At 65.3% G+C, this 22,700-nt stretch carries 17 protein-coding genes; 3 read left to right on the plus strand and 14 right to left on the minus strand.

The window, feature by feature from the left end; genetic code table 11:
• Positions 1-7: 7 nt before the first annotated feature.
• The 4 genes from OKW27_RS03570 to OKW27_RS03585 all read right to left on the minus strand — a co-directional run bounded on the left by OKW27_RS03570 (position 8) and on the right by OKW27_RS03585 (position 6,583).
• Positions 8-1,516: a cytochrome-c peroxidase gene (locus OKW27_RS03570; protein WP_429332566.1), complete on the minus strand. Its 1,509-nt coding sequence runs from the start codon at positions 1,514-1,516 to the stop codon at positions 8-10.
• 121 nt (positions 1,517-1,637) lie between these two features.
• On the minus strand, positions 1,638-4,052 hold the full coding sequence (locus OKW27_RS03575) for an alkaline phosphatase family protein (protein WP_429332567.1): 2,415 nt from the start codon (positions 4,050-4,052) through the stop codon (positions 1,638-1,640).
• Positions 4,053-4,664: 612 nt separating this feature from the next.
• Positions 4,665-5,339: a glutamine cyclotransferase gene (locus OKW27_RS03580; RefSeq protein ID WP_429332568.1), complete on the minus strand. Its 675-nt coding sequence runs from the start codon at positions 5,337-5,339 to the stop codon at positions 4,665-4,667.
• Positions 5,340-5,353: 14 nt separating this feature from the next.
• Positions 5,354-6,583, minus strand: coding sequence for a helix-turn-helix domain-containing protein (locus tag OKW27_RS03585; RefSeq protein WP_429332569.1), 1,230 nt, complete (start codon positions 6,581-6,583; stop codon positions 5,354-5,356).
• 167 nt (positions 6,584-6,750) lie between these two features.
• Here OKW27_RS03585 and OKW27_RS03590 point away from each other — a divergent pair, with 167 nt between their 5' ends.
• From OKW27_RS03590 to OKW27_RS03600, 3 genes are all read left to right on the plus strand, one after another.
• A complete protein-coding gene (locus OKW27_RS03590; protein ID WP_429332570.1) occupies positions 6,751-7,515 on the plus strand; it encodes a DUF899 domain-containing protein in 765 nt (254 codons plus the stop codon).
• The gene (locus OKW27_RS03595) at positions 7,512-8,345 is read left to right on the plus strand and encodes a DUF2182 domain-containing protein (protein ID WP_429332571.1); all 834 of its coding nucleotides are present in this window, start codon (positions 7,512-7,514) and stop codon (positions 8,343-8,345) included. Before OKW27_RS03590 ends, OKW27_RS03595 begins: the two co-directional genes overlap by 4 nt.
• A 198-nt stretch (positions 8,346-8,543) precedes the next feature.
• Positions 8,544-8,810 (plus strand): DUF4148 domain-containing protein, encoded by a 267-nt coding sequence (locus OKW27_RS03600; protein ID WP_090810603.1) that lies wholly within the window; start codon positions 8,544-8,546, stop codon positions 8,808-8,810.
• Positions 8,811-8,960: 150 nt separating this feature from the next.
• Here OKW27_RS03600 and OKW27_RS03605 read toward each other — a convergent pair whose 3' ends face one another.
• The 10 genes from OKW27_RS03605 to OKW27_RS03650 form a co-directional block, all read right to left on the minus strand.
• Positions 8,961-10,403: an aldehyde dehydrogenase family protein gene (locus tag OKW27_RS03605; protein WP_429332572.1), complete on the minus strand. Its 1,443-nt coding sequence runs from the start codon at positions 10,401-10,403 to the stop codon at positions 8,961-8,963.
• Positions 10,404-10,441: 38 nt separating this feature from the next.
• Positions 10,442-11,629, minus strand: a complete 1,188-nt coding sequence (locus tag OKW27_RS03610) for a fumarylacetoacetate hydrolase family protein (RefSeq protein ID WP_429332573.1) — start codon at positions 11,627-11,629, stop codon at positions 10,442-10,444.
• Positions 11,630-11,713: 84 nt separating this feature from the next.
• A complete protein-coding gene (locus OKW27_RS03615; RefSeq protein WP_429332574.1) occupies positions 11,714-13,498 on the minus strand; it encodes an IlvD/Edd family dehydratase in 1,785 nt (594 codons plus the stop codon).
• A 32-nt stretch (positions 13,499-13,530) separates the two neighbouring features.
• Positions 13,531-14,937 carry an MFS transporter gene (locus OKW27_RS03620; RefSeq protein WP_429332575.1) on the minus strand — a complete coding sequence of 469 codons (1,407 nt, stop codon included), beginning with the start codon at positions 14,935-14,937 and terminating at the stop codon, positions 13,531-13,533.
• Between the two features lie 180 nt (positions 14,938-15,117).
• The gene (locus OKW27_RS03625; RefSeq protein ID WP_090810612.1) at positions 15,118-16,113 is read right to left on the minus strand and encodes a LacI family DNA-binding transcriptional regulator; all 996 of its coding nucleotides are present in this window, start codon (positions 16,111-16,113) and stop codon (positions 15,118-15,120) included.
• 156 nt (positions 16,114-16,269) lie between these two features.
• Positions 16,270-17,154: an SMP-30/gluconolactonase/LRE family protein gene (locus tag OKW27_RS03630; protein ID WP_429332576.1), complete on the minus strand. Its 885-nt coding sequence runs from the start codon at positions 17,152-17,154 to the stop codon at positions 16,270-16,272.
• Complete coding sequence (locus OKW27_RS03635) at positions 17,151-17,918, minus strand: SDR family NAD(P)-dependent oxidoreductase (RefSeq protein WP_429332577.1); 768 nt, start codon at positions 17,916-17,918, stop codon at positions 17,151-17,153. Before OKW27_RS03635 ends, OKW27_RS03630 begins: the two co-directional genes overlap by 4 nt.
• A gap of 65 nt (positions 17,919-17,983) precedes the next feature.
• A complete protein-coding gene (locus OKW27_RS03640; RefSeq protein ID WP_429332578.1) occupies positions 17,984-20,389 on the minus strand; it encodes a glycoside hydrolase family 3 N-terminal domain-containing protein in 2,406 nt (801 codons plus the stop codon).
• Positions 20,390-20,668: 279 nt separating this feature from the next.
• Entirely contained in the window at positions 20,669-21,799 is a 1,131-nt protein-coding gene (locus OKW27_RS03645) for an ABC transporter ATP-binding protein (protein ID WP_429332579.1), read from the minus strand.
• Between the two features lie 69 nt (positions 21,800-21,868).
• Positions 21,869-22,699 carry a carbohydrate ABC transporter permease gene (locus tag OKW27_RS03650; protein WP_184023548.1) on the minus strand — a complete coding sequence of 277 codons (831 nt, stop codon included), beginning with the start codon at positions 22,697-22,699 and terminating at the stop codon, positions 21,869-21,871.
• Between the last annotated feature and the right edge of the window lies 1 nt (position 22,700).

Below are 22,700 nucleotides of genomic sequence, written 5' to 3' on the forward strand. Positions count from 1 at the left end.
AAAGAGATCAATTCACGCAGCTACCGCTCGTGGGCTGGGTCGCGGGAGGCTGGTAGCCGTCGCTCAAAGTATTCAGGAAGCAGATCACGTCCTGCACGTCCTGATCCGACAGTTGCGGCGCCGAATGGACGGCACGCGGCTGCGCACCGTTCAACGCGGTGGTGCCGCCCGCGTCGGTCTGGCCCTGCCCCAGCGGCAGTTCCTCGTCGATATTGCCCTGGTAGGCGGCCGGCAGATCGTTGAACATGTTCACCGTCGCGCCCGCTGCATAGGTGGGTTGCAGCGCATAGCCCGGGTTGCTGGTCAGCTTGGTCGAATCGCCACCCGTGGACGGATACCAGTACTCGGGGTTGGTGTCGCGCGTGTTGTAGAAGCGCACCACCTGCTCCAGCGAGTGGAACACGCCGTTGTGGAAGAAGGCGCTGCGCGCGGCGACGTTGCGCAGCGTCGGCACCTTGAAGCGGCCGCAATACGGATCCGGGTTGTTCACGCCCGTAAAGGGGTCCGGGCCGGCGCCGCTGGTGGCCGAAAGCGGCGTGTGGCTGTCATAGCTGCCGTTATTGATCGGGCCGCACAGCCCCATGTCGTAGTAGCTCGCGTTCAGGTTGGCCGCGATGGGGTTCGGATTGTCCGGGATCGACGTGTCGTTGCGCGGCGCACCGATCGCCTGATAGGTGAAGTCGGTCCCCAGCGCGTTCGAGCCGTTGAAGTTGGCGCCCATGAAATGGCAGGCCACGCAGCCGGCCCCGTGATCGGTATCGTTGAACAGGTTCATCCCGCGCAATTCGGCCGGCGTCAACGTGCCGCCGATCTTGTTGTTCGCATACAGGTCGAACTTGCTGGAATACGGCGCAAAGCTCGGGTCCTCATTCTGGTAGGCCTGCAGCGCGAGTCCGATGTCCTGGAACGCCGTGTCCGTATCGCCGAACACGGCCGGGCCGTACACCGCCGTGAACTGTGCGGCATACGAGGAGCTCTTTACCGCCTGCACCACCGCGTCCTTGGAGGCGTTGTTCATCTCGATGGGATTGAGCAGGGGCAGCGCCACCTGGTCGGCCAGCGTCTTGCCGCGGCCGTCCCACATGAATCCGCCGCCCGGCGCGTTCGCCGTGATGCCGTCGGGGTTCGAGGCGTTGTCGTCGTAGGCGGGCGTCATGGCCTTGTAGCGCAGCGAGGGAACCGCGCGCTGGCCTTCCGATACGCCATCGGAACCCAGCTGCACCGCCAGGCTGTTGGGCGGGCCGTAGGCATACGCCGGATCGTGGCAGCTCGCGCATGCCTGGTTCTTGCCGCCGGACAGGTTCTTGTCGAAGAACATTTGCTGACCGATCTGGGCCGCAGCGCTCAGCTTGCTCGTGGGCGCCGACCCCGTGGAGCCCGTGGAGCCCGAGGAGCCCGAGGAGCCCGTGGAGCCCGTGCCTGCGTCCGTCGAAGCAGACTGTGACGAGCCCCCGCCCCCGCAAGCGGCCAGTGTCGACAAGATGACATACAGCGCCCCCGCATAAACCTTGCGCATCGCTACTCCCCCGCTTTGTTCGATAAAACAGCTCGCGGGGGAGCGGCCGAACCGCTCCCCCACGCAGGCTACTGCCTGATGAATGGCACGCTTGCGCGTGCTTACCGTTTAGTGCTTTTTATTACTTCGTCGCCCACAGGTTCTTCTGGGTCGCGTCCGGACCAACTTGCGCCGGATCGCTCACGTCACCCGTCTGGAACTTCTGCGTGTAGCCGGCCGGAATCACGTAGGCGTGGTTCATCGGACGAACCGCATCGTAGTGCGTGTCGGCGCTGCCAGCGTACTCAGGCAGGTTGGCGATGTTCTGCGCAATGTACGACTCCGTGTACTTCGAACGGTTGGCGTACGAGGTCGGAACAGCCGGGTCGGCCAGCTGGAACATGTCCTGCACCGTGCGCACGAACGAGAAGTGGCTGTACGTATCGCTGTCGGCGACGCCCTTCGGCGCGGAGCCCACGTCTTGCTGGTTGGTCATCAGGACGAAGATCGAGTTGCCATGGCCCTTGTTGCCGTTGCCGTACTTCGCCTGAACCGGAGTCCAGCTGCCGTCCGCGTTCTGCATCTGCGTAGCCTTGCCACCCACGTCCCAGCCGCAGCACGAGCTGCCGGCACCGTTGGACGTGCCATTGCCTTCGTCGAACATGACCACGATGGCAACGTTGCGCTGCTTGTTCTGCCACAGCGGCGAGGCCTTGATCTTCTGCACCACGGCGTTGGTGTAGTAGTCGGCGCGGGTCAGCAGCGCGTGAGCCGGAACGGTACCCGAGGCGGTCGCGCTGTCCTTACAGGTGCCGTCGCTGCCGGTGCCGTGCAGGTCATCACACTGGTCAGGCATGATGAAGTTCAGGGTGCCGACGTCGCCCTTGGCCAGGTCGGTGCTGAACTGGTCGACGTTGTAGCCGGTCGGAACCTTGTAGAGCGTGGTGTTGGTCAGGTCGGCCGCGTTCGTGTAGTACTGGGTACCGAAGATCGTGCGGTTGTTCGCGAAGAACTCCGGCTGGTTACGCACGTTCTGATAGGCCATGCCCGGATGGTGCTTGGTCTTGTAGAGCGAACCGGGCATGGCGAACGGCGTGCCCGTCACGGTGATGCTACCGTCCGTCTGGTTGTAGGCCTGCGATACACCCGTGTCACCGAGGCTGTCGGCGCGCGGATCCTGACCCGGGTTCATGGATTCGCTGTAGGTACGCCACGTCAGGCCCGCGCTCGAAATCCGCGTGAACAGGTTCGGCGCGTTCATGATGTTGTGGTTGGCGACGGAACCGGTGCCGTCCGTCGAGCACGCCTTGTTGGCGGCCGCCGTGTAATTGGACAGCAGCGATCCAACGGCCGCGGTGGCGCCGCCGGCGGTGGTACCGATGATCGGGTCGTTCGGCGTCAGCGCGACGTGGGACGGCAGGGGCTGGCCGTCGGAAGCCGTGCCGCCGGCGAAAGCCTTGTCCGTCGGGGCGTTGGCGCCGGTCGCGGCGCAACCCCACCAGTTGTCGTCGCCGATACCGAAGTCGTCGGCGCCGCCCAGGGCGGTGTAGTTCGGCTCGGACGGGCTGCCGGTCGCGAAGTAGGTCGAGAAGTAGTTGCCGTTGGTGATCATCGAGTTGACCGCCGGCATGTACGCCGAACCCTTGACGCGATTCGTGCTGCTGTTCTCCAGCATGATCACGAAGACGTTGTCGTAACGCGGAATCGCTTCGACGTTGAACGCAGCCTGCTGGGCTTGTGCGAAGGTGATCGCCTTACGCGTATCCGTCGGAATGGTTTCGCCGGCGGTGATGCCGGAAACGCCGGTCAGGGTGGGGTCGCCACCGGCAACGGCCAGCGCATCGGGGTACTTGTCGCCACGATCGAGCTTCGTGGTGGCGTACGTGTAGCGGTTCGTCAGTGCGTTTTCTTCGAACAGCACCGCGTACTGCTCGGCGCCGGACAGGGTACTGGCGTCGGCCAGGACGTCGCCGGCGGGAACCGTCACGGAGGCGTTGTTGAATGCCGGGCCGGACAGACGGGTCGACAGATTAGCCTTCTCGGTCGCGTACTTGGTGCCGTTGGCTTCGACGAGGCGCTGCACTTCGCTCGACATCGGGCTGATCACGACTTTGGTGGCGCCCTGGTCGGCGATCTGGTCGGCCGAAGCGCGCAGGATCAGGTGGCTGGCGACCTTGGCGGCCGATGCCGTGTTGGTGGCCGAGGTCGTGATGTCAGCGACGAGCGGACCCGTGGCGGTCGTGGTCAACGAGAAATGGCCGCTGCTGTCGGTCTTCGCGGAGGCTTCGCCGCTGTCGAGCACGCCGTTGCCATTGGCATCGACGAACACGGTGGCGCCAGAGTAGTAGCCGGCCTTCAAGGTCGGGTTGCCGCTCGAGCTGCCCGGGACGAAGGCAGTTGCGGCGACCACGCCCGAGTAAGTCGTGCCGGCGGTCGTGCCACCGTTGTTGTTGCTGGCAGAGGGGCTATCCAAATTTCCGCCGCAAGCTGCGAGCACGCAGGCAGCGGCAACGGACGTTAGACAAAGCGCTGGGCGCATTTTGTGATGCGATGACATGTGGGGACCCTTTGTTAGTTGTATCGGCAACCGCTTGTGTGGGGCAAGACTTAGTAAAACAAGCGAAATAATATGAAGGGTTTGTGTAAAACATATGTCTGCTAACGGTAAGGATTGGAGTGAGAACCTGGCTTGGTTCTGATCACATCTTTTCGAAAAGCCGCCATGCACGGGCAAGCAACGAAGACGAAAATAAAGCTGAGAACCAACCGTCGTAGTTGTTGCAGGTGCAGCGAAAATGCTCTCAATTCCCCGCTACTATTGAAAAACACTCGGAATGCTTCGCGTGTGCGGTGCAGCATCCGAGTGTGTTGCGGTTTGGACTTTCGAGTACCGGGTGGTGGCGCATGCGCCGCGTCGGTGGGTCTGATGCGAGCACTGGTGGGGCGAGGCTGAAGAAGCGAGATGACGGGACCGCTATCCGGCGGTGCCTGAGTGCTTTGCCCCGGCCTGCTAGAAGTCGCTGCAGGCGGGCCGCGTATGGGGAGTAGTCTCGCGATAAGAGTAACGCAATGGAATACTTCGTTTACCAACGATGACTTACGTTATCGGCGAGTACAAGTAAGCCAAATACCAGCGCCGATAACGAGAACGCGCTGCTTGCATGACGAATCACTCGTTCGTCGAATCGACCGGCAATTGCGAGTCGCTCTCTCGCAAGGGACGCTGCACGGCGCGAACGAGCCCGCTGCCGCCGCCTCCGCAGAAGAACAGATCCGCGCCGTTCGATTCGAGTCCGGAAATGCCCTCGCCGGCCGGCATCTCGACGCGCTCGAGCACCTCGCCGCTGCGCGGATCGAGATGCCGCAGCTCGCTCTCGTCACCTTCCCACGTGCCATGCCATAGCTCGCCGTCGACCCACGTGATCCCGGTCACGAAGCGATTCGATTCGATCGTGCGCAGCACCGCGCCAGTGTCCGGATCGACCTGATAGATTTTTCGTTCGGGATACTGACCGACCCATAGCGAACCTTCGGCCCATGTCAGCCCCGACTGGCCGCCGTCGCCGGGCGCCGCGATCGTCGACAGCACGCGGCCGCTCTGCGGGTCGATCTTCTGGATGCGGCCGTGCGCGATCTGGAACAGGTGTTCGCCGTCGAAGGCCGTGCCCGCGTCGGCGGCCACCGCGATCGAGCGCAGCGTCTCGCCGCTCGCCGGATCGAACGCGTCGAGCCGTTCGCCGGTCGCGATCCACACCTGTCGGCCGTCGTAGGTGACGCCATGCACTTTATCGACGCCCGTAAAGGGCCCATATTCACGGACGATTCTGGCGGCAGAGCGGTTCATGGTGGCCATCCTAATCATGAAGGGAACGGGGAAGGGAGTAACAAAGCCGTCGCGAATCCGGCCAGCGGCGGCGTCATCCAGCGGCGCGCGCGCCCCTCGCCCACTGGCTGCACCTTGCCGGCCGCGGCGAGCGAGTCGAGTGAGCGCTGCACGGTGCGCTGACTCGCGCCGAGCACGAGGGCAAGCGCGGAACTCGACCACGCTTGGCCATCCGACAGAAACGCGAGCAGCGCCGCATGCTCGCCTTCGACCGGCGGCGCCAGCACGACGACCTCGCGGGCGTGACGCGGCGCGAGCGCGAAGCCGCGCGTCGTCGCGCTGACGCTCGCGAGCGTGCCGAGCGCCGTGCGCAGCCGGCCGATCTCGACGCGCAGCCGCGCGCGATGCGATTCGTCGGCGCGTTTGGCGCGGAACGCCCGGGCGACGAGCGCGTCGCGCGGCACGTCGTCGGGCCATGCCTCGCCGAGCATGCGGGCGAGCGCAAACAGCACCGGTCGGCTCGCGAGCGCAACCGCCGCGTTCGCATCGCGGATCGCGTAGCGGCAAGCGTCGACGATCAACGCGCCGCCAGCGCGATTCGAGGTCAACAGCTTCTCGACTTCATCGAGCAGGATCGGTTCTTCTTCGCCATGCGCGATCATGCGCGCCGCCGGTTTGCCCAGTGCCACCGACGCGCTTTCGACTTCCGCGATCAACGCCGGAATGCCGGCCTCGCGTGCCGCGCGTCCGGCCCGCGCCAGCGCGGCACGGGCGGCGCCACTGCGCAAACGCCGCAGCGCGACTCCCGCGACCACCAGTTCATGCGCGGCACGCAGTGCGGGCGGAAACGGCCGGGGATCGAGCGCGGCAAGCTTGCGCTCCGCTTCGTCGAGACGGCCGATCAGCAGCAGACGCCGCGCCGCGAGATACCGCGCATGCGCGGCATTGACGCGATCGCCGTACGCGTCGAGCGTGGCGGTCGCGGCGTCGAGTGTCTTGGCGGGCCACCCGAGATCGCGCGACGCGAGCGCGATCTCCGCTTCGGCGACCACGCATCTCGCGCGCGCCACCGCATGCTGCGCGCCGAACGCGCGCGCGGCGTCGCGCACCAGCGCCTTTGCGCGCCCGAAATCGCCGAGCTGCGCCATCGCGATGCCGCGCAGCGCGAGCGCCGGCGCGTCGTCGCGTAACGCGACGTGGTCGAGCGCGCCAAGCGGATCGCCGGCCGCGAGCGCGCGCCCCGCCGCCGAAATCAGCGCGTCCACGGCGTGCGAGTCCGCGCGTAGCACGTCAATGCATCAAGCGAATCCCGCCACACTTGTCACTCCCACCCGATCGATGCCCGGCCCTAATCTAGCACGACCATCAACCGTCACCGACGCCGTCGGGCAAGGGCTCGCGCGGCGCGGCACGACTCACGGAGGTACCCACGATGACTACGCATCCGATCGGAACACGCGAACAGTGGCTCGCCGCGCGACGCGCGCTGCTCGACGCGGAAAAAGCCCACACGCGACAAGGCGACGAGCTCGCGCGGCAACGCCAGGCGCTGCCGTGGGTCAGGGTCGACAAGGCCTACCGCTTCGATACCGACCAAGGCAGCGCGTCGCTCGCCGATCTGTTCAAAGGACGTTCGCAGCTGCTCGTCTACCACTTCATGTTCGGCCCCGACTACAAGGCGGGCTGCCCGTCATGCTCGTCGATCGCGGACGGCTTCGCCGGCTTCGCCGTGCATCTCGCGCATCACGACGTGATGCTGACGGCGGTGTCGCGCGCGCCGCTCGACAAGCTGCAGACGTACAAGCAGCGCATGGGCTGGACGTTTCCATGGGCGTCGTCGGCCGGCGGCGATTTCAATTTCGACTTCAACGTCTCGTTCACCGAGACACAGCAGCGCGATGGCGATATCGAGTACAACTACGCACGCAACAGTCACGCGATGGACGTGAGTCCCGCGCCCGAACCGGTCGCGCAGTTCGCGGCGACCTGCGGCACCGACGCGGCCACCTATTCGCGCGACCGGCCAGGCATGAGCGCGTTCGTGCTCGAAGACGGCGTCGTCTATCACACGTACTCGACTTACGCGCGCGGTGTCGATGCGCTGTGGGGCATGTACCAGTGGCTCGATCGCGCGCCGAAGGGGCGCAACGAGACGGGCATCTGGTGGCGCCGTCACGACGAGTACGAGCCGTCATGAGCCCGCTCGTGCGCGCTGTCTGCACGAGCGGGCAGCGCCTTGCCACACGGCGCGCGACGCGCTCATCGCAGCGCGTGTTCGTCGGCGTCTGCGTGCTGATGTTCGCCGCGAGCGTCGCGGCGACATTGGCCCACGGCGCGTCGATGGCGGCGATGGGCGCATTGCCGATGCCCGGCGGCTGGTCGATGTCGACGCTGTGGATGCCGACCTGCGGGCGCACGTGGGCCCGCGCCGCGGCATCGTTCATCGGCATGTGGATCGTGATGATGGCGGCGATGATGCTGCCGTCGTTGATGCCGACGCTGCTGCGCTATCGCGACGCGATCGGCTCGCGCGCAAGTGCGCAGCGACTGGCCCTGCTGACGATGCTCGTGAGTGGCGCGTATGCGGTCGTATGGACGGTGCTCGGCATGGCCGTGTTTGCACTGGGCGCGTCGTTCGCGGCGCTCGAGTTGCGGTGGCCAGCGCTCGCGCGTTCGACGCCGCTGGCGGTCAGCGTGGTCGTATTGCTCGCGGGCGCGTTGCAGTTCAGCACATGGAAAGCCCGCCGCCTCGCCTGCAGCCGCACGACACCCAGCCTTCCCGCCGATGCGCCGAGCGCGTGGAGATACGGTCTGCGCATCGGCATCGATTGCGCCGGTTGCTGCGGGGGTCTCACGGCAATTCTGCTGGTCGTCGGCATGACGGATTTGCGCTTGATGGCCGCCGTGACGGCCGCCATTACGGCCGAGCGACTTGCGCCGGACGGCGCACTCGTCGCCTGGGCGAGCGGCGCCATAGCCGTCGCCGGCGCGGGCTTGCTGCTCATCCAGGCCCTATCGGCCGGCTGACTCATGCGCGCCAGTTGTCGGGGATCGCTTCGCAAATCGACGCTCGACGGCCTTGCTGTCTCATTATTGTTTTGGTTTCGGAAACAGTGAGTTCAGAAATTAGGTATTTACCCTAATTTCCGCTCCCTCTAGACTGTCATCACTGCTGCAAACAAATGATTTCGCAGCCTAACAAGACAAAACCTGGAGGTAGTAAAAATGAAATCGCTCGTTCAAGCTGTCGTTATCGCCGCTACCCTCGCTGCTCCGGTTGCCGTTTTCGCTCAATCGAACCAGCCGCTGACCCGCGCGCAAGTCCGTGAAGAGCTGGCTCAGATCGAAAAGGCCGGCTACAACCCGGCACGTTCGAACCCGAACGAATATCCGTCGAACATTCAGGCTGCCGAAGCCCGCGTCGCGGCACAAAACGCCGCGGTCGGCGGCGTGACCAGCGGTTCATCGCAGCAAGGTCACGCAGCGCAGTAAGGCGTTGCAGGTTGGCAAGTTGCTGTTGATGTAGCTGTACCTGCCGGAGCGCTCGGCTTAGCGCTCTCGCAGCTTCCCCTACTGGCCCGCCATCGCGATTGAATGCGATGCCGGGCCAGTTCCGTTTTGGGGAGCTCTGTCAGTTCTGCGTCAGACCGCGCCCGGGTTGATATACGCGGTCTTCACCGACGTATAGAACTCGCGGGCGTAGGCACCCTGCTCGCGCGGACCGTAGCTCGACCCCTTCCGCCCGCCAAACGGCACGTGATAATCGACCCCCGCCGTCGCGGTGTTGACCATCACCATGCCGGCCTGCACATGGCGGCGGAAATGACTCGCGTACTTCAGCGATGTCGTGCAGATGCCGGCCGACAACCCGAACTCGGTGCCGTTGGCAACCGCGAGCGCTTCCTGGTAGTCCTTGACCTTGATGACCGACGCCACCGGCCCGAATACCTCTTCACGGTTGATGCGCATAGCCGGGGTCGTCTCCGTGACCAGCGCCGGCGCGAGGAAATAGCCGCGCGTCGAGCCTTCGACGCGCTCGCCGCCGAACACCGTGCCGCCCTCTTCGCGCGCGATCGCCAGATAGCGCTCGTCCTGTGCCAACTGCTTGTCGTCGACGACCGGGCCGATGTGCGTGCCGTCCGCGAGCGCATCGCCGACCTTCAGCGCGCGCATGCGCGCCTTCATGCCGTCGATGAACCGGTCATAGATCCCCGCGGTCACGATCAGCCGGCTCGATGCCGTGCAACGCTGGCCCGTCGAGTAGAACGCGCCGTTGATGCACGCTTCGATCGCGACATTGAGATCGGCGTCGTCGAGCACGACCATCGGGTTCTTGCCGCCCATTTCCAGCTGAAATTTCTTGCCCGAATCGAAGCACTTCGCGCCGATCGCGCGGCCCGCCGAAACGGAACCGGTGAAGCTGATCGCATCGACATCCGGCGACGACACGAGCGCCTCGCCAACCACCGAACCGCGCCCCATCACGAGGTTGATCACCCCCGCCGGCGCGCCCGCCTCGGCGATGATCGTGACCAGCTCCCACGTGCTGCCCGGCACCAGATCGGCCGGCTTGATCACGACCGTGTTGCCGTATGCAAGCGCCGGCGCGATCTTCCACGCCGGAATCGCAATCGGAAAATTCCACGGCGTAATCAGGCCGACCACGCCAACCGGCTCACGCGTCATTTCGACCGTCATGCCCGGCCGCACCGACGGCATCACTTCGCCGCCGACGCGCAGCGCTTCGCCCGCGAAGAACTTGAAGATCTGCCCGGCGCGGCCCACTTCGCCGATCGCCTCGGGCAGGGTTTTGCCCTCTTCACGCGCGAGCACCTTGCCGAGCTCCGCCTTGCGCGCGAGGATCGCGCTGCCCGCCTGGTCGAGCACGTCGAAGCGCTGCTGCGGCGTGGACAACGACCACTGCGCGAAGGCCTTGCGCGCGGCGCTGATCGCGCGATGCGTCTGCTCGGCGTCGGCTTGCGCGAATTCGCCGATCACGTCGTCGAGATTCGACGGATTGACGTTGCGCGACACGCTCGCGCCGTCGACCCACTGTCCGTCGATGTAGTTTGCGAACTGACTCATGCCTGATTCTCCTTTCGAAAATTGCAGCGACAATCCGGTTATTCAGCAACGAGCAGGCCACGGGCCGCGAGATTGCGATACAGCGCGCGCACGCCGAACGTCCACGGCTCGATTTCGGTGGACAGGCGCACCGTGTTGGTCAGCGCGCCGAGCTGCGGCGTCGAAATCGTCACGCGATCGCCGAGGTGGTGGGTGAAGCCGCCGCCGGGCGCGTCGCGGTCCTTGATCGGCGAGAACATCGTGCCGAGGAACAGCATGAAGCCGTCCGGGTACTGGTGGTGGCGGCCGCAGGTCTGCGCGACGAGGTCGGCCGGGTCGCGGCTGATCTCGCTCATGTGGCTCACGCCGTCGAGCACGAAGTCGTCGTCGGCGCCTTCGACGCGCAGCGACACGCTTGCGGCGCGCACCGAGTCGAGCGAGAAGGTGTCGTCGAACAGACGCACGAACGGACCGATCGCGCATGAGCCGTTGTTGTCCTTGCACTTGCCGAGCAACAGCGCCGAGCGGCCTTCGATGTCGCGCAGGTTCACGTCGTTGCCGAGCGTCGCGCCGACGATGCCGCCGCGGCTATTCACCGCGAGCACGATCTCCGGCTCCGGGTTGTTCCACACCGACGCGGCGAGCAGACCGACGTCCGCGCCGAAGCCGACTGCCGACATCGGCTGCGATTTCGAAAATACTTCGGCGTCCGGACCGATGCCGACTTCCATATATTGCGACCACGCATCGCGACGTTCGAGCTCGGCCTTCAGCTTCATCGCCGCTTCCGATCCCGGCTTGATCTTCGACAGATCGGTGCCGATCGTCGACGCGATCGTCTCGCGCACTTCCTTCGCCTTCGCCGGATCGCCGCCGGCCTGCTCCTCGATCACGCGCTCGATCAGGCTCACCGCGAACGTGACGCCGCAGGCCTTGATCGCTTGCACGTCGCACGGCGCGAGCACGCGCACGGCCGGCGCGCTCGCGCCCGGCAGATTCGCCTCGATCAGCTGCGCGACCGGCCCGAGCGGCACGCCCGGCGCGCTGCGCGCAAATTGCGCGGCATCGTCGCGCTCGAACAGGTCGGCGGTAGTCGGCACGGCCGCGCTGATGTCGAACACCTCGCCGCCGCGCACGACGACCACGCACGGTCCTTCATGCTGCTCGGTCTTGCGCCACACGCGGCCGATCAGCAGTGCGTCGTTCAGATCGCCGGGAAGAAAGCTGGAGGGGGAAATTGCGGACATGGGATGGGCTCTTTCGGATAAATGGGAAAACGGGCAAGGCCGGGCGTCGCGTTGCGTGCGAAGCCCGGCCTTGTCACCCGCGGGTCAATGCGAATGCCGTGGGTTGCCGCGCTCGGCAATCACTTTCAGATACAGCGTCGCCGGTTCGAGGCAGCCGCCGGTCGAAAGCTGGCCGACCGTCTTGCGATACAGCTCCTGCCACGGCGTTTGCGCGGGCGGAATCTCGAAGTGCACGGTTTCGCGACGTCGCGCGAGTTCTGCTTCGTCGACCAGCACTTTGACGCTACGCGAGTTCAGATCGACGCGGATGCGGTCGTTCGTGCGCAACAGCGCAAGGCCGCCGCCCACCGCCGCTTCCGGCGACATGTTCAGAATCGACGGGCTCGCCGACGTGCCGCTCTGACGGCCGTCGCCGAGCGTCGGCAGCGACGTGATGCCCTGGCGCACGAGCGCCGCCGGCGGCGCCATGTTGACGACCTCGGCGCTGCCCGGATAGCCGACCGTACCCGTGCCGCGAATCACGAGGATGCAATGCTCGTCGATTTCAAGCGACGGGTCGTTGATGCGCGCGTGATAATCCTCGGGGCCGTCGAACACGATGGCGCGCGCTTCGAAGCTGTTTTCTGCGCCTGGCTCGCTCAGGTAGGTCTTGCGGAACGCATCGCCGACCACCGACATCTTCATGATCGCGCTGTCGAAGAAGTTGCCGGACAGCACCATGAAGCCCGCGCCGTGCTTCAGCGGATCGTCGGTCGTCTTGATGACCTCGCGATCCGGCGCGGGTGCGGCGGCCGCGATTTCGCCCATCGTGCGGCCCGACACGGTCAGGCAATCCTCGTGCACGAGGCCGCCTTTCGCGAGCTCGCGCATCACGGCCGGTACGCCACCCGCGCGATGGAAGCTCTCGCCGAGATATTCGCCGGCGGGCATGCAGTTGACGATCAGCGGCACCTGCTCGCCGACGCGCTGCCAGTCTTCGAGACTCAGCTCGACGCCCATGTGCCGCGCAATCGCGATCAGATGTGGCGGGCAGTTGGTCGACGCGCCGAGCGCCGATGCGACGACGATCGCGTTTTCGAACGCTTCTTTCGTCATGATCTTCGACGGCCGCAGGTCCTCGCGCACGAGGTCGACGATGCGCTTGCCGCTCGCGTAGGCCATCTGGCCGCGCTCGCGGTAAGCGGCCGGAATGCTCGCGCAGCCGGGCAGCGACATGCCGAGCGCTTCGGCGAGGCTGTTCATCGACAGCGCGGTGCCCATCGTGTTGCAGTGACCGATCGACGGCGACGACGCGGTAGTCAGCTCCATGAAGCCTTCGTAGTCGATCTCGCCGGCCGCCAGCAGATTGCGTGCATGCCAGATCACGGTGCCCGACCCGACGCGCTTGCCGTCGTGCCAGCCGTCGAGCATGGGACCGCCGGACAGCACGATCGCCGGCATATCGACGGTGGCCGCCGCCATCAGGCACGCGGGCGTGGTCTTGTCGCAGCCGGTGGTCAGCACGACGCCGTCGAGCGGGAAGCCGTGCAGGATTTCGACGAGGCCCAGATACGCGAGATTGCGATCGAGCGCGGCGGTCGGCCGGCGGCTCTGCTCGGCGAGCGGATGCACCGGAAACTCCATTGGAATGCCGCCCGCGTCGCGAATACCGGCCTTCGTGCGCGCCGCGAGCTCGATGTGATGCCGGTTGCACGGCGCGAGATCGCTGCCGGTCTGCGCGATGCCGATGATCGGCCGGCCCGACTGCAGCTCTTCGCGCGTCAGACCGTAGTTCATGAAACGCTCGACGTACAGCGCCGTCATATCCGCGTGCGAGGGATCGTCGAACCATTCCTGGCTGCGCAGCCGGCGCGGGGTGGATGCTGACATGATGCTTGTCTCTCTGTCTGGGTAAGGGTTTCTTATGCGTGCTCTGCGTGTTTCTGTGCCCGCGCTGTCTCGCGGCCGGGGCCGCTGCCTTCATTCGAGGCGGCCCGCGTCAGCATCGTGCGCGGCACGAGCAGGATCAGCACGCAACTGACCAGCAGACACGCACCGAGTGCGTAAGTGCCGTTGTTGATGTCGCCGGTCAAATCTTTCGCCACGGCGGTGATCATCGAACCGGTAAAGCCGGACAGATTGCCGATCGCGTTGATCATCGCGATGCCGGCCGCCGCGGCGGCGCCCGACAGCAGCTGTCCCGGGAACGTCCAGTAAATCGGCATCAGCGCAAGGATGCCGGCAGTGGCGATCGTCAGAAACGTGATCGCCCACACCACATGATGCGCCAAAGCCGCACTCATGATCAGAGCGATTCCGCCGATCAGCGCCGGAATCGCCGCATGCAGGCGCCGCTCGCCGGTTTTCTTCGAATGCGCGGCGTTCGCGAGCGTCGCAATGATGGCCACGCCGTACGGGATCGCGGTCAGCAGGCCGATATGCAGCGGATCCTGCACGCCGGTCGCCTTGATGATCGACGGCAGCCAGAACGCGAGGCCGTAGAAGCCGGTATTGAACGTGAGCAAAATCGCGACCAGCAGCCAGACGCGCGGATCGCGCACCGCCGAGCCGAAGCGCGCTGTCTTGTGCGCGCTTTCGCGCTGCAGATTCGCCGCGAGCAGGCTCTTCTCCTGCGGCGTGAGCCAGCGCGCGCGGTCAATGCCGTCGTCGAGCGAGAAGTACACCACGAACGCGGTCAGCAGCGACGGCACGCCTTCGATCAGCAGCATCCATTGCCAGCCCTGATAGCCGAGCAGGCCGGCCGTATGGTCCATCAGCCAGCCCGACACGATGCCGCCGAGCATCAGGCTGACCGGCATTGCGATCAGAAAGCCTGACATCACGCGACTTTGGCGCTGCGACGGAAACCAGAAGTTCAGGTACAGAATCACGCCGGGGAAGAAGCCGGCCTCGCAGAGCCCGAGCAGAAAGCGCAGGATGTAGAACATCGTCGCGGTTTCGACGTGCGCGACGCGCGCGAGCGGCGCGACGAACGCGAGCGCCATCGACACGAGCCCCCACGTGAACATGATCCGCGCGATCCAGAAGCGCGCACCGTAGCGATGCAGGAACACGTTGCTGGGCACTTCGAAGATGAAATAGCCCCAGAAGAACACGCTCGCGCCGATCGCGTACATCGTGTCGGACAGGCCGAGATCGTCGAGCATCTGCAGCTTCGCGAAGCCGACGTTCACGCGATCCAGATACGCAACCACATAGCACAGCAACAGTACCGGCAGCAGCCGGCGCACGACCTTGCGATAGGTCCTTTCCTCGAATTCGTCGACGCGCGCGGCGGGCGCGACGATGGCGGGCGGTACAGCGGTCATTCGTATCTCCATCAGCGTATTTTTGGTCGGAAATGCCGTTGCCTCGCGGCTCGTGCGATTTGGCACCGCCGTTAAGTTACCGGTAACATTTCTAGCTGTGGATGTTACGCCCGGCTTACCAGCCGGACAACCGAGGGATATCCCTGATCTGTTTAATTAAGGGGAGTGCTAGTGCGCCATCTACGCGCTATCGCGTGCAATCACCGTGAAATCGATCTTCACCGCTTTCCTGCGCTGCACCTCACCCGCTTCGCGATCGGCGAGCCCCGCGAGCAGCGTTTCGCCAGCGCGCAGGCCGATGCCGTACGCGTCGACCGACACCGTCGTGATGCTCGGCTGACAGCACCACGACACCTCGAAGTTGCCGAACCCGGCGACCGCGATGTCGCCCGGCACCGACAGCCCGCGCCGGTGACACTCCATGATCGCGCCGAACGCCGACATGTCGCTCACGCACATCACGGCCTCGGTATCGGGCCACGTGTCGAGCAATGCGCCGATCGCCGGTGCGCCGTGGCTCATCGTGATCGGCGAATCGCCGAGCCGGATCACGCGCGGCTCGCCGAGACCGAGCGCCTTGATTTCGGCAACGTAGCCACGCATCCGGTCGTGCCCGCGCCGGTCGCGCTCGCTGGCACCCGCGATGAAGCCGATCCGCCGATAACCGCGCTCGTGCAGATGCCGGACCATCGCGCGCGCCGCCGCCGAGTTCGAAAAGCCGACAACCGTATCGATTGGATCGCTGGGCAGATCCCACATTTCGACGACCGGAATGCCGGCGCGCTGCAACAGCATGCGCGTCGCCTCGGTGTGCCGGCCGCCCGTCAACGCGACGCAGCGCGGTTGGTGGCGCAGCATCGAGCGCACCAGCAGTTCTTCCTGTTCCAGACGGTAGTCCGTGTCGCCGAGCAGCAGTTGCAGACCGTGCGGGCCCAGCGCGGCATTCAGTCCGCGCACGGTGTCGGAGAAGTTCGAACTGGACAGCGACGGCACCAGCACCGCGACGAACGCCGAGCGTCCCGACGACAGCGCGCCCGCCGCCGCATCGGCGACGTAGCCGAGTTCGTCGATGACCTTCTGCACGCGTTCGCGAGTCGCCTGCGACACGTTGCGGCCGGCGAGCACGCGCGACACGGTCATCTTCGAGACGCCCGCGCGTTCGGCAACATCGGACATGCGGGGCGGGACTGGCGGCCTGGACGTCATGATAGGTATCGGGGCGAATGCGCGAAAGTCATGGAACGCACATGATAGCGGGCCGCTCCTTGCGGAGCGACCAGGCAACGTCAGGGTTGCGTTTTGCGGCTTGTCCTGTCGCTGTGTTTTTGTCGTCTAGCGCTCGAAGCCCACCGTGCAGCGCGCCTGAGCCTGCCCCGCCGCCGGCGCGCGGAACGAGAACAGCCCGCCCGCCTGCGGTTGATGCCGGCGCTCGACCGCCGTCAGTCCCTTCCATGCGGTGGACACATAGACGGTTTGCAGATCGTCGCCGCCGAACGCGAGCTTCGTCACGTTCGCGCACGGCAACGGCACCTGATCGACCAGCTCGCCCGCCGGCGAGTAACGCTCGATCCGCCAGCCGCCGAACAGCGCGATCCACACGAAGCCGTCGGCATCGACGGCCATGCCGTCGGGATGGCCGTCGCCGGAGATGGCGGCGAAGATGCGCTTGCCCGACAGCGTGCCGTCCGCGGCGACGTCGAAGGCATAAACCACGCGCCGCATCGTGTCGTTGTGATACAGCGTGCGGCCGTCCGGGCTCATCGCCGGGCCGTTCGTGATCACGTAGTCGTCGTCCTGCGCGATTGCCGCGGCTTGCTCGTTCACCCGATACAGCGTGCCGCTCGGCGCCTCTTCCGCATCGTCCATCGAGCCGAACCACAGGCGTCCCCGTGCATCGACGAAACCGTCGTTGAGGCGGTTGCCCGGCAGATGCGGTTCGACCTCGGCGAGCTTGCTGAACTCGCCGCTCGCCGGATCGAAGCGATGCAAGCCGGATGGCAGCCCGCATACGAACGTGCCGTCCACGAGCGGCGCCAGAAAACCGGGCTGGTCGGGCGCCTGCCACGTTTGCTGCTCGCCGGTCGCGACGGACAGCCGATGAATCCGGCGCCCCTTGATATCGACGAAATACACCGCGTTTTCGGCGGCCTGCCATAGCGGCCCTTCGGCCAGCTCGGCGCCGAGCGCCCATACGCATACTGGGACCGGCATGCTCATTCTCCGTACCACCCTGCGTCGACGAAGTAATCGCGGCCGGAGCAGCGTGATGCGTCGTCGGACGCGAGGAACAGCGCCATACGCGCGACGTGCTCGGGCTCGATGCGCAGTTGCAGACACTGACTCGCGACGACCTTCGCTTCGCTCTCAGCCGATTGCCACAACTGCATCTGCCGCGGCGTCTTCACCGCCCCGGGGATGATGCAATTCACGCGGATGCCCGCGCTGCCGAGATCACGCGCGAGACCACGCGTGAGCCCTTCGATGCCGGCCTTGGCGGTCATATAGATCGCGAGGTTCGGCAGCGCGACATGCCACGACACCGAGCCCAGATTCAGGATCACGCCGCGCCCCGCGCGACGCATACCGTTCGCGGCGGCCTGCGCGCAGAAGAACTGGTGGCGCAGATTCACCGCGATACGGTCGTCCCAGTAGCTCGCGGTGAGCTCGCCGATTTCGTGCCGATCGTCGTTGCCGGCGTTGTTGACGAGCACGTCGATCGGGCCCACCGCATCGACGATGTCGGCGAACGTGTTTTCGATCGCGTCGACATTTTTCAGGTCGCAGCGGCGGAACAGCGGCGGATGCTTCGCGTGGCGAAGCGTTTCCTGCAGCGCGAGCGAATCGTGCTCGGCGACGTCGAGGAAGAACACGCGCGCGCCTTGCTGCGCGAAGGCCTCGACGATCGCGGCGCCGATCCCGCCGCCGCCGCCGGTCACGACGATGGTTTTGTCCGACAGACTTGGATAGGTTGCGTACGACATCAGATTTTCCACTTGTTACGAGTAGGACCACATACAGGACGGCGCTCGCCGCCCTGACCCGCCGCTCAGGCCACGATCTCGACCTCGCTCAGCATGCGCCAGTTGCGTTCGAGCGTTCTCGTCGCGGAGCCCGCGACGGCGACCGTGCCGCTCAGATGAATGTCGCGGCTCGAGCTGCCGACCAGCAGATCGAAGTCACCAGGCTCGACGATACGCTCGCCGCACGCGTCGGTGAAGTTCAGCATGTCCACCGGCAGTTTCACGCGCACACGCGCCGACGCACCGGCCGCGAGCGGCACGCGCGCAAACGCCTTCAGCTCGCGGACCGGCCGCGCGACCGACGCGTGCCGGTCGCGCACGTAGATCTGCACGATCTCGGTGCCGTCGCGCGCGCCGATGTTGTCGACCGTGAAGCTCAACTCGATCGTACCGCTTTCGATCGGCACTTCGCTGTGCGCGAGCGCGAGATCGCCGTAACGGAACTGCGTATAGCCGAGACCGAAACCGAACGGATAGCGGCAGCCGAAATGGTATGCAATCGGCGTTCCCGCGCTCTTCAGACGATGGTTATACACGTACGGCACGGCGCCCGCGCTCTTCGGCACCGACAGCGGCAGACGGCCGCTGAAATTGGCGCGGCCCACCAGCAGATCGGCCAGCGCCTCGGCGCCGCGCTCGCCCGGCGCGAACGCCATGATCTGCGCGGCGATGCGGTCTTCGAGGCCGCCGAGATTGTACGGACGGCCGCCCGTCATCACGACGACCGTCGGCGTGCCGCTATCGACCACTGCCTGCAGCAACGCCTGCTGCACACCCGGCAGGTCGAGGCTGTCGGTATCGGACCCTTCGCCGACCGTGCCGGACTGGAACAGGCCCGCCAGATCGCCGACGAACACCAGTGCGACGCCCGCTTGCCGCGCGGCTTCGACCGCGGACACGATGCCGTCGGTGTCCTTGCTGATCAGCTCGTCGCAATGCGCGTCGCCGGTCAGATCGAGCGACACGTCGCCCGGAAACACCGGCGCGCCCGCGCGGCGCTCCTTGATGATGTCGCAACCCTGCGCGTGAATGACGCGCTCGTCGCCGAGCAACGCGCGCAGCGAACGCAGCGGCGTCGCGATCGAAGCAGTGGACTGCTCGCCACTGTTGATCAGGTGCACCGGGAAGCTGTAGCCGGCGAGCAGCGCGAGCGGATCGTCGGCGGTCGGGCCGATCACCGCGATCTTGTCCGGGCCGTGCGCGTCGAGGGGCAGCACGTCGCCTTGATTGCGCAGCAGCACCGCCGATTCGAGCGCAACCTGATACGCGGTATCGCCCGCGGTCGCGCTTTTCACGTCGACGCGTTCGGGATCGACGTACGGATTCTCGAACAGGCCGAGCTGGAATTTCACGCGCAGCACGCGCGAGACGGCGGTGTCGATCGTCGCTTCGCTGATCTCGTTGCGCTCGAGCGCTTCCTTCAGGTGCACCGCGCACTCGTGACCCGGCAGCTCGACGTCGAGGCCGGAGTTGAACGCGAGGGCTGCGGCCGACGCGCTGTCGCGCGCCACCGCATGATGACTGAACAGCAGGTCGACGCCCGCGTAATCGGCGACGACGAGACCGTCGAAGCCCCATTTCTCTCGCAGCGTGTCGTGCAGCAGCGCACGATCGCCATGACAGGGTACGCCGTCGACGTCGTGATAGGCGGGCATCACCGAGCCCGCGTTCGCGAGCTTCACGGCCATTTCGAAAGGCAGCATGAACACGTCGTTGAGCTCACGCGGACCGACATGCACCGGCGCATGATTGCGGCCGCCTTCGCTCGCGGAATGACCGACGAAATGCTTGAGCGTCGCGAGCAGATCGCGCTGTTCGCCCTGCAGGCCCTTCACGTAATGACACGCGAGCACGCCAACCAGATACGGATCTTCGCCGAGCGTCTCCTCGGTGCGGCCCCAACGCGGGTCGCGCGACACGTCGAGCACCGGCGCGAGCCCCTGATGACAGCCGATCGAGCGTGCCTGCTCGCCGATGATCGTGCCCACTTCGCCGACCAGTTGCGGATTCCACGTCGCCGCATAGTTCAACGGCGACGGGAACAGCGTCGCGTCCTTGATCATGAGCCCGACGAGGCATTCCTCGTGTGACATCACCGGAATGCCGAGGCGCGTGTCTTCGACCATCTTGCGCTGCAGCTCGTTGAGCGCGCGTACGCCTTCTTTCGGATCGACCGTATGCGTGCCGAGCGGACGCGTGATCTGACCGAGGCCATGCTGCAGGATCTCGTCGACCGTGATCTGGTTGGCGCTCTGCGCGAAATCGATGCTACGCGCCTTGTGATTGCCGTCGGCCGACAGCTTCAGCCACGCGGCGTGAAGCTGCGCAATCTTTTCGTCGAGTGTCATGCGCGCGAGCAGATCGGCCACGCGCTCTTCCACGGCTGCCACTGGATTGCGGTAGAGCGGGACCTCACTTTGGCGAAGCAACATCGAAAACTCCTTTTTTTTATCGTGGTGTACGAAGCGCATGAGGCGCCGACAAATCCGTTGTTTCTGACAAGCGTGCGGCATGGCGTTGCTTCAGCCCGGATGCCATCCCTTCTATTTCAGATACCTTTCCAGACTTCGCAGTCCTGCTAATCGATCGAACGCGGCCGCGACTCGAATTCGCCGTGTTTGATCGGCTACGGGTCGTTCGTTGCGTCTAGCGACGCGATGCAATGGGACCGCGCTTGCTCGCGTCGTGCAAGCAGCGCGATCGCAAGCGGATCAGTGCAGACGCGGCAGCGCGAAATCCTTGTCGTCGAACACGTGGCACGCGTGCGGTGCGAACGCCAGTTCGACGCATTCGTCGTGCGTCACGCCACCGTCGCCGGGCAGCTTGGCGATCATCGTGTTGCCGTCGCGCACGCCACCGTCCACATGCACGTAGCTGTGCTCGCCCAACCGTTCGACCAGGCGCACGGCGCAGCGGATTGTCTGCACGCCGGCCTGCGCCGATGGCAGGGCGAGGTGCTCCGGCCGGATGCCGAGCGTGACCTGCGAACCGACGCTTTGCCTGCGGCCGTCGACCTCGGCGCGCACGCGCTCGCCCGTGGTCAGCTCGACCTGAATGCCCTTGTCGTCGACCGCGAGCACCGTGGCCGGCATGAAGTTCATCTTCGGCGAACCGATGAAGCCAGCGACGAAGCGGCTCTTCGGCCGGTGGTACAGATCGAGCGGCGCGCCGATCTGCGCGATGCTGCCGTGCTTTTCCATGTCCGCGCCGGCGTGCAGCAGCACGATCTTGTCGGCGAGCGCCATCGCTTCGATCTGGTCGTGCGTAACGTACACCGCGCTCGCGCGGTTGAACTCGCGATGCAAACGGGCGATTTCGGTACGCGTCTGCACGCGCAGCGCGGCGTCGAGATTCGACAGCGGCTCGTCGAACAGGAACACGCCCGGCTCGCGCACGATGGCGCGCCCGATCGCCACGCGTTGGCGCTGGCCGCCGGACAGCGCAGCGGGGCGGCGTTCGAGGTAGCTGTCGAGTTGCAGCGCGGCAGCGGCGCTGCGTACCTTCTTGTCGATGATGGCCTTATCGACCTTCGCCTGACGCAGGCCGAATGCCATGTTCTCGTACACGCTCATATGCGGATAGAGCGCGTAGTTCTGGAACACCATCGCAACCTGGCGTTTCGCGGGTTCGACGTTGTTCATCAGTTGACCGTCGATGCGCAGTTCGCCGTCGGTGATCGATTCGAGACCGGCGATCATGCGCAGCAGCGTGGACTTGCCGCAGCCCGACGGCCCGAGGAACACGCAGAATTCGTCCCTGCCGACTTCGAGGTTGGCGTCGCGGATCACCGAGTTACCGCTCGTATAGGACTTCTGTACGTTAGTGAGAGAGATGCTTGCCATATCGTTTATGCGAAGTTCGGTGTGCGGGCCACTTTGGCCCGCACGATTCGAGGTGGTGTGCGATGCGGATCAGCCCTTGAGCGAGCCGGCCATCATCCCCTTGATCACGCGCTCCTGACCGAACGCGTAGGCAACAATCAGCGGCAACGACGTGAGCACGAGGACAGACAGCATCGAGGGTATGTTCGACGCGTATTGCCCCATGAAGTCCCAAATCGCGAGCGGCAGCGTACGGTGCTCGGCCGTCGACGTGAGCATGTACGCGAAGATGAACTCGTTCCACAGACCAATGCCGTTGAAGATCGTCACGGTGGCGAGCCCCGGTGCCGAAAGCGGGAAGAAAATACGCCAGAAGATGCGGAACGGACTGCAGCCGTCGAGCTGCGCCGCTTCTTCGAGCTCGCGCGGAATCTGGCGCATGAACTCGGTCAGGATGAAGATCGACACCGGCAGACTGAGGGCCACATAAGGGCCGAGCAGCGCGAACGCGGTGTCGTAAAGGCCGAGGTTGCGCGTGAGCAGATAGATCGGCACGAGCGTCGCATGCAGCGGCACGATCATGCCGGCGACCACCAGACCGAACAGCGTCTTGTTCAGCGAGAAGCGCAAGCGCGCAAACACGTAGGCCGCCATCGCACTGATGATGACGATCAGCAGCACCGACACGCCCACCGTGAACACGCTGTTACGGAAATAAGTGAAAAACGGCCCCTGCAGCACAGCCGCGTAGTTACCCCAATACAGGTGGCTCGGCGGCGCCCACACTGACGTCGCGAAGGTCTCTTCCTGGCTCTTGAAGCTCGATGCGACCATGAAGAGAAACGGAATCGTCGTGACGGCCAGCCAGATCAGTGCCAGCAGAGGAACCCCCACGCGGGGGAAGCGTAGTTTCTTGTTCATG

It is taken from the genome of Paraburkholderia sp. 35.1, assembly GCF_050436525.1.
Lineage (GTDB): Bacteria > Pseudomonadota > Gammaproteobacteria > Burkholderiales > Burkholderiaceae > Paraburkholderia > Paraburkholderia tuberum.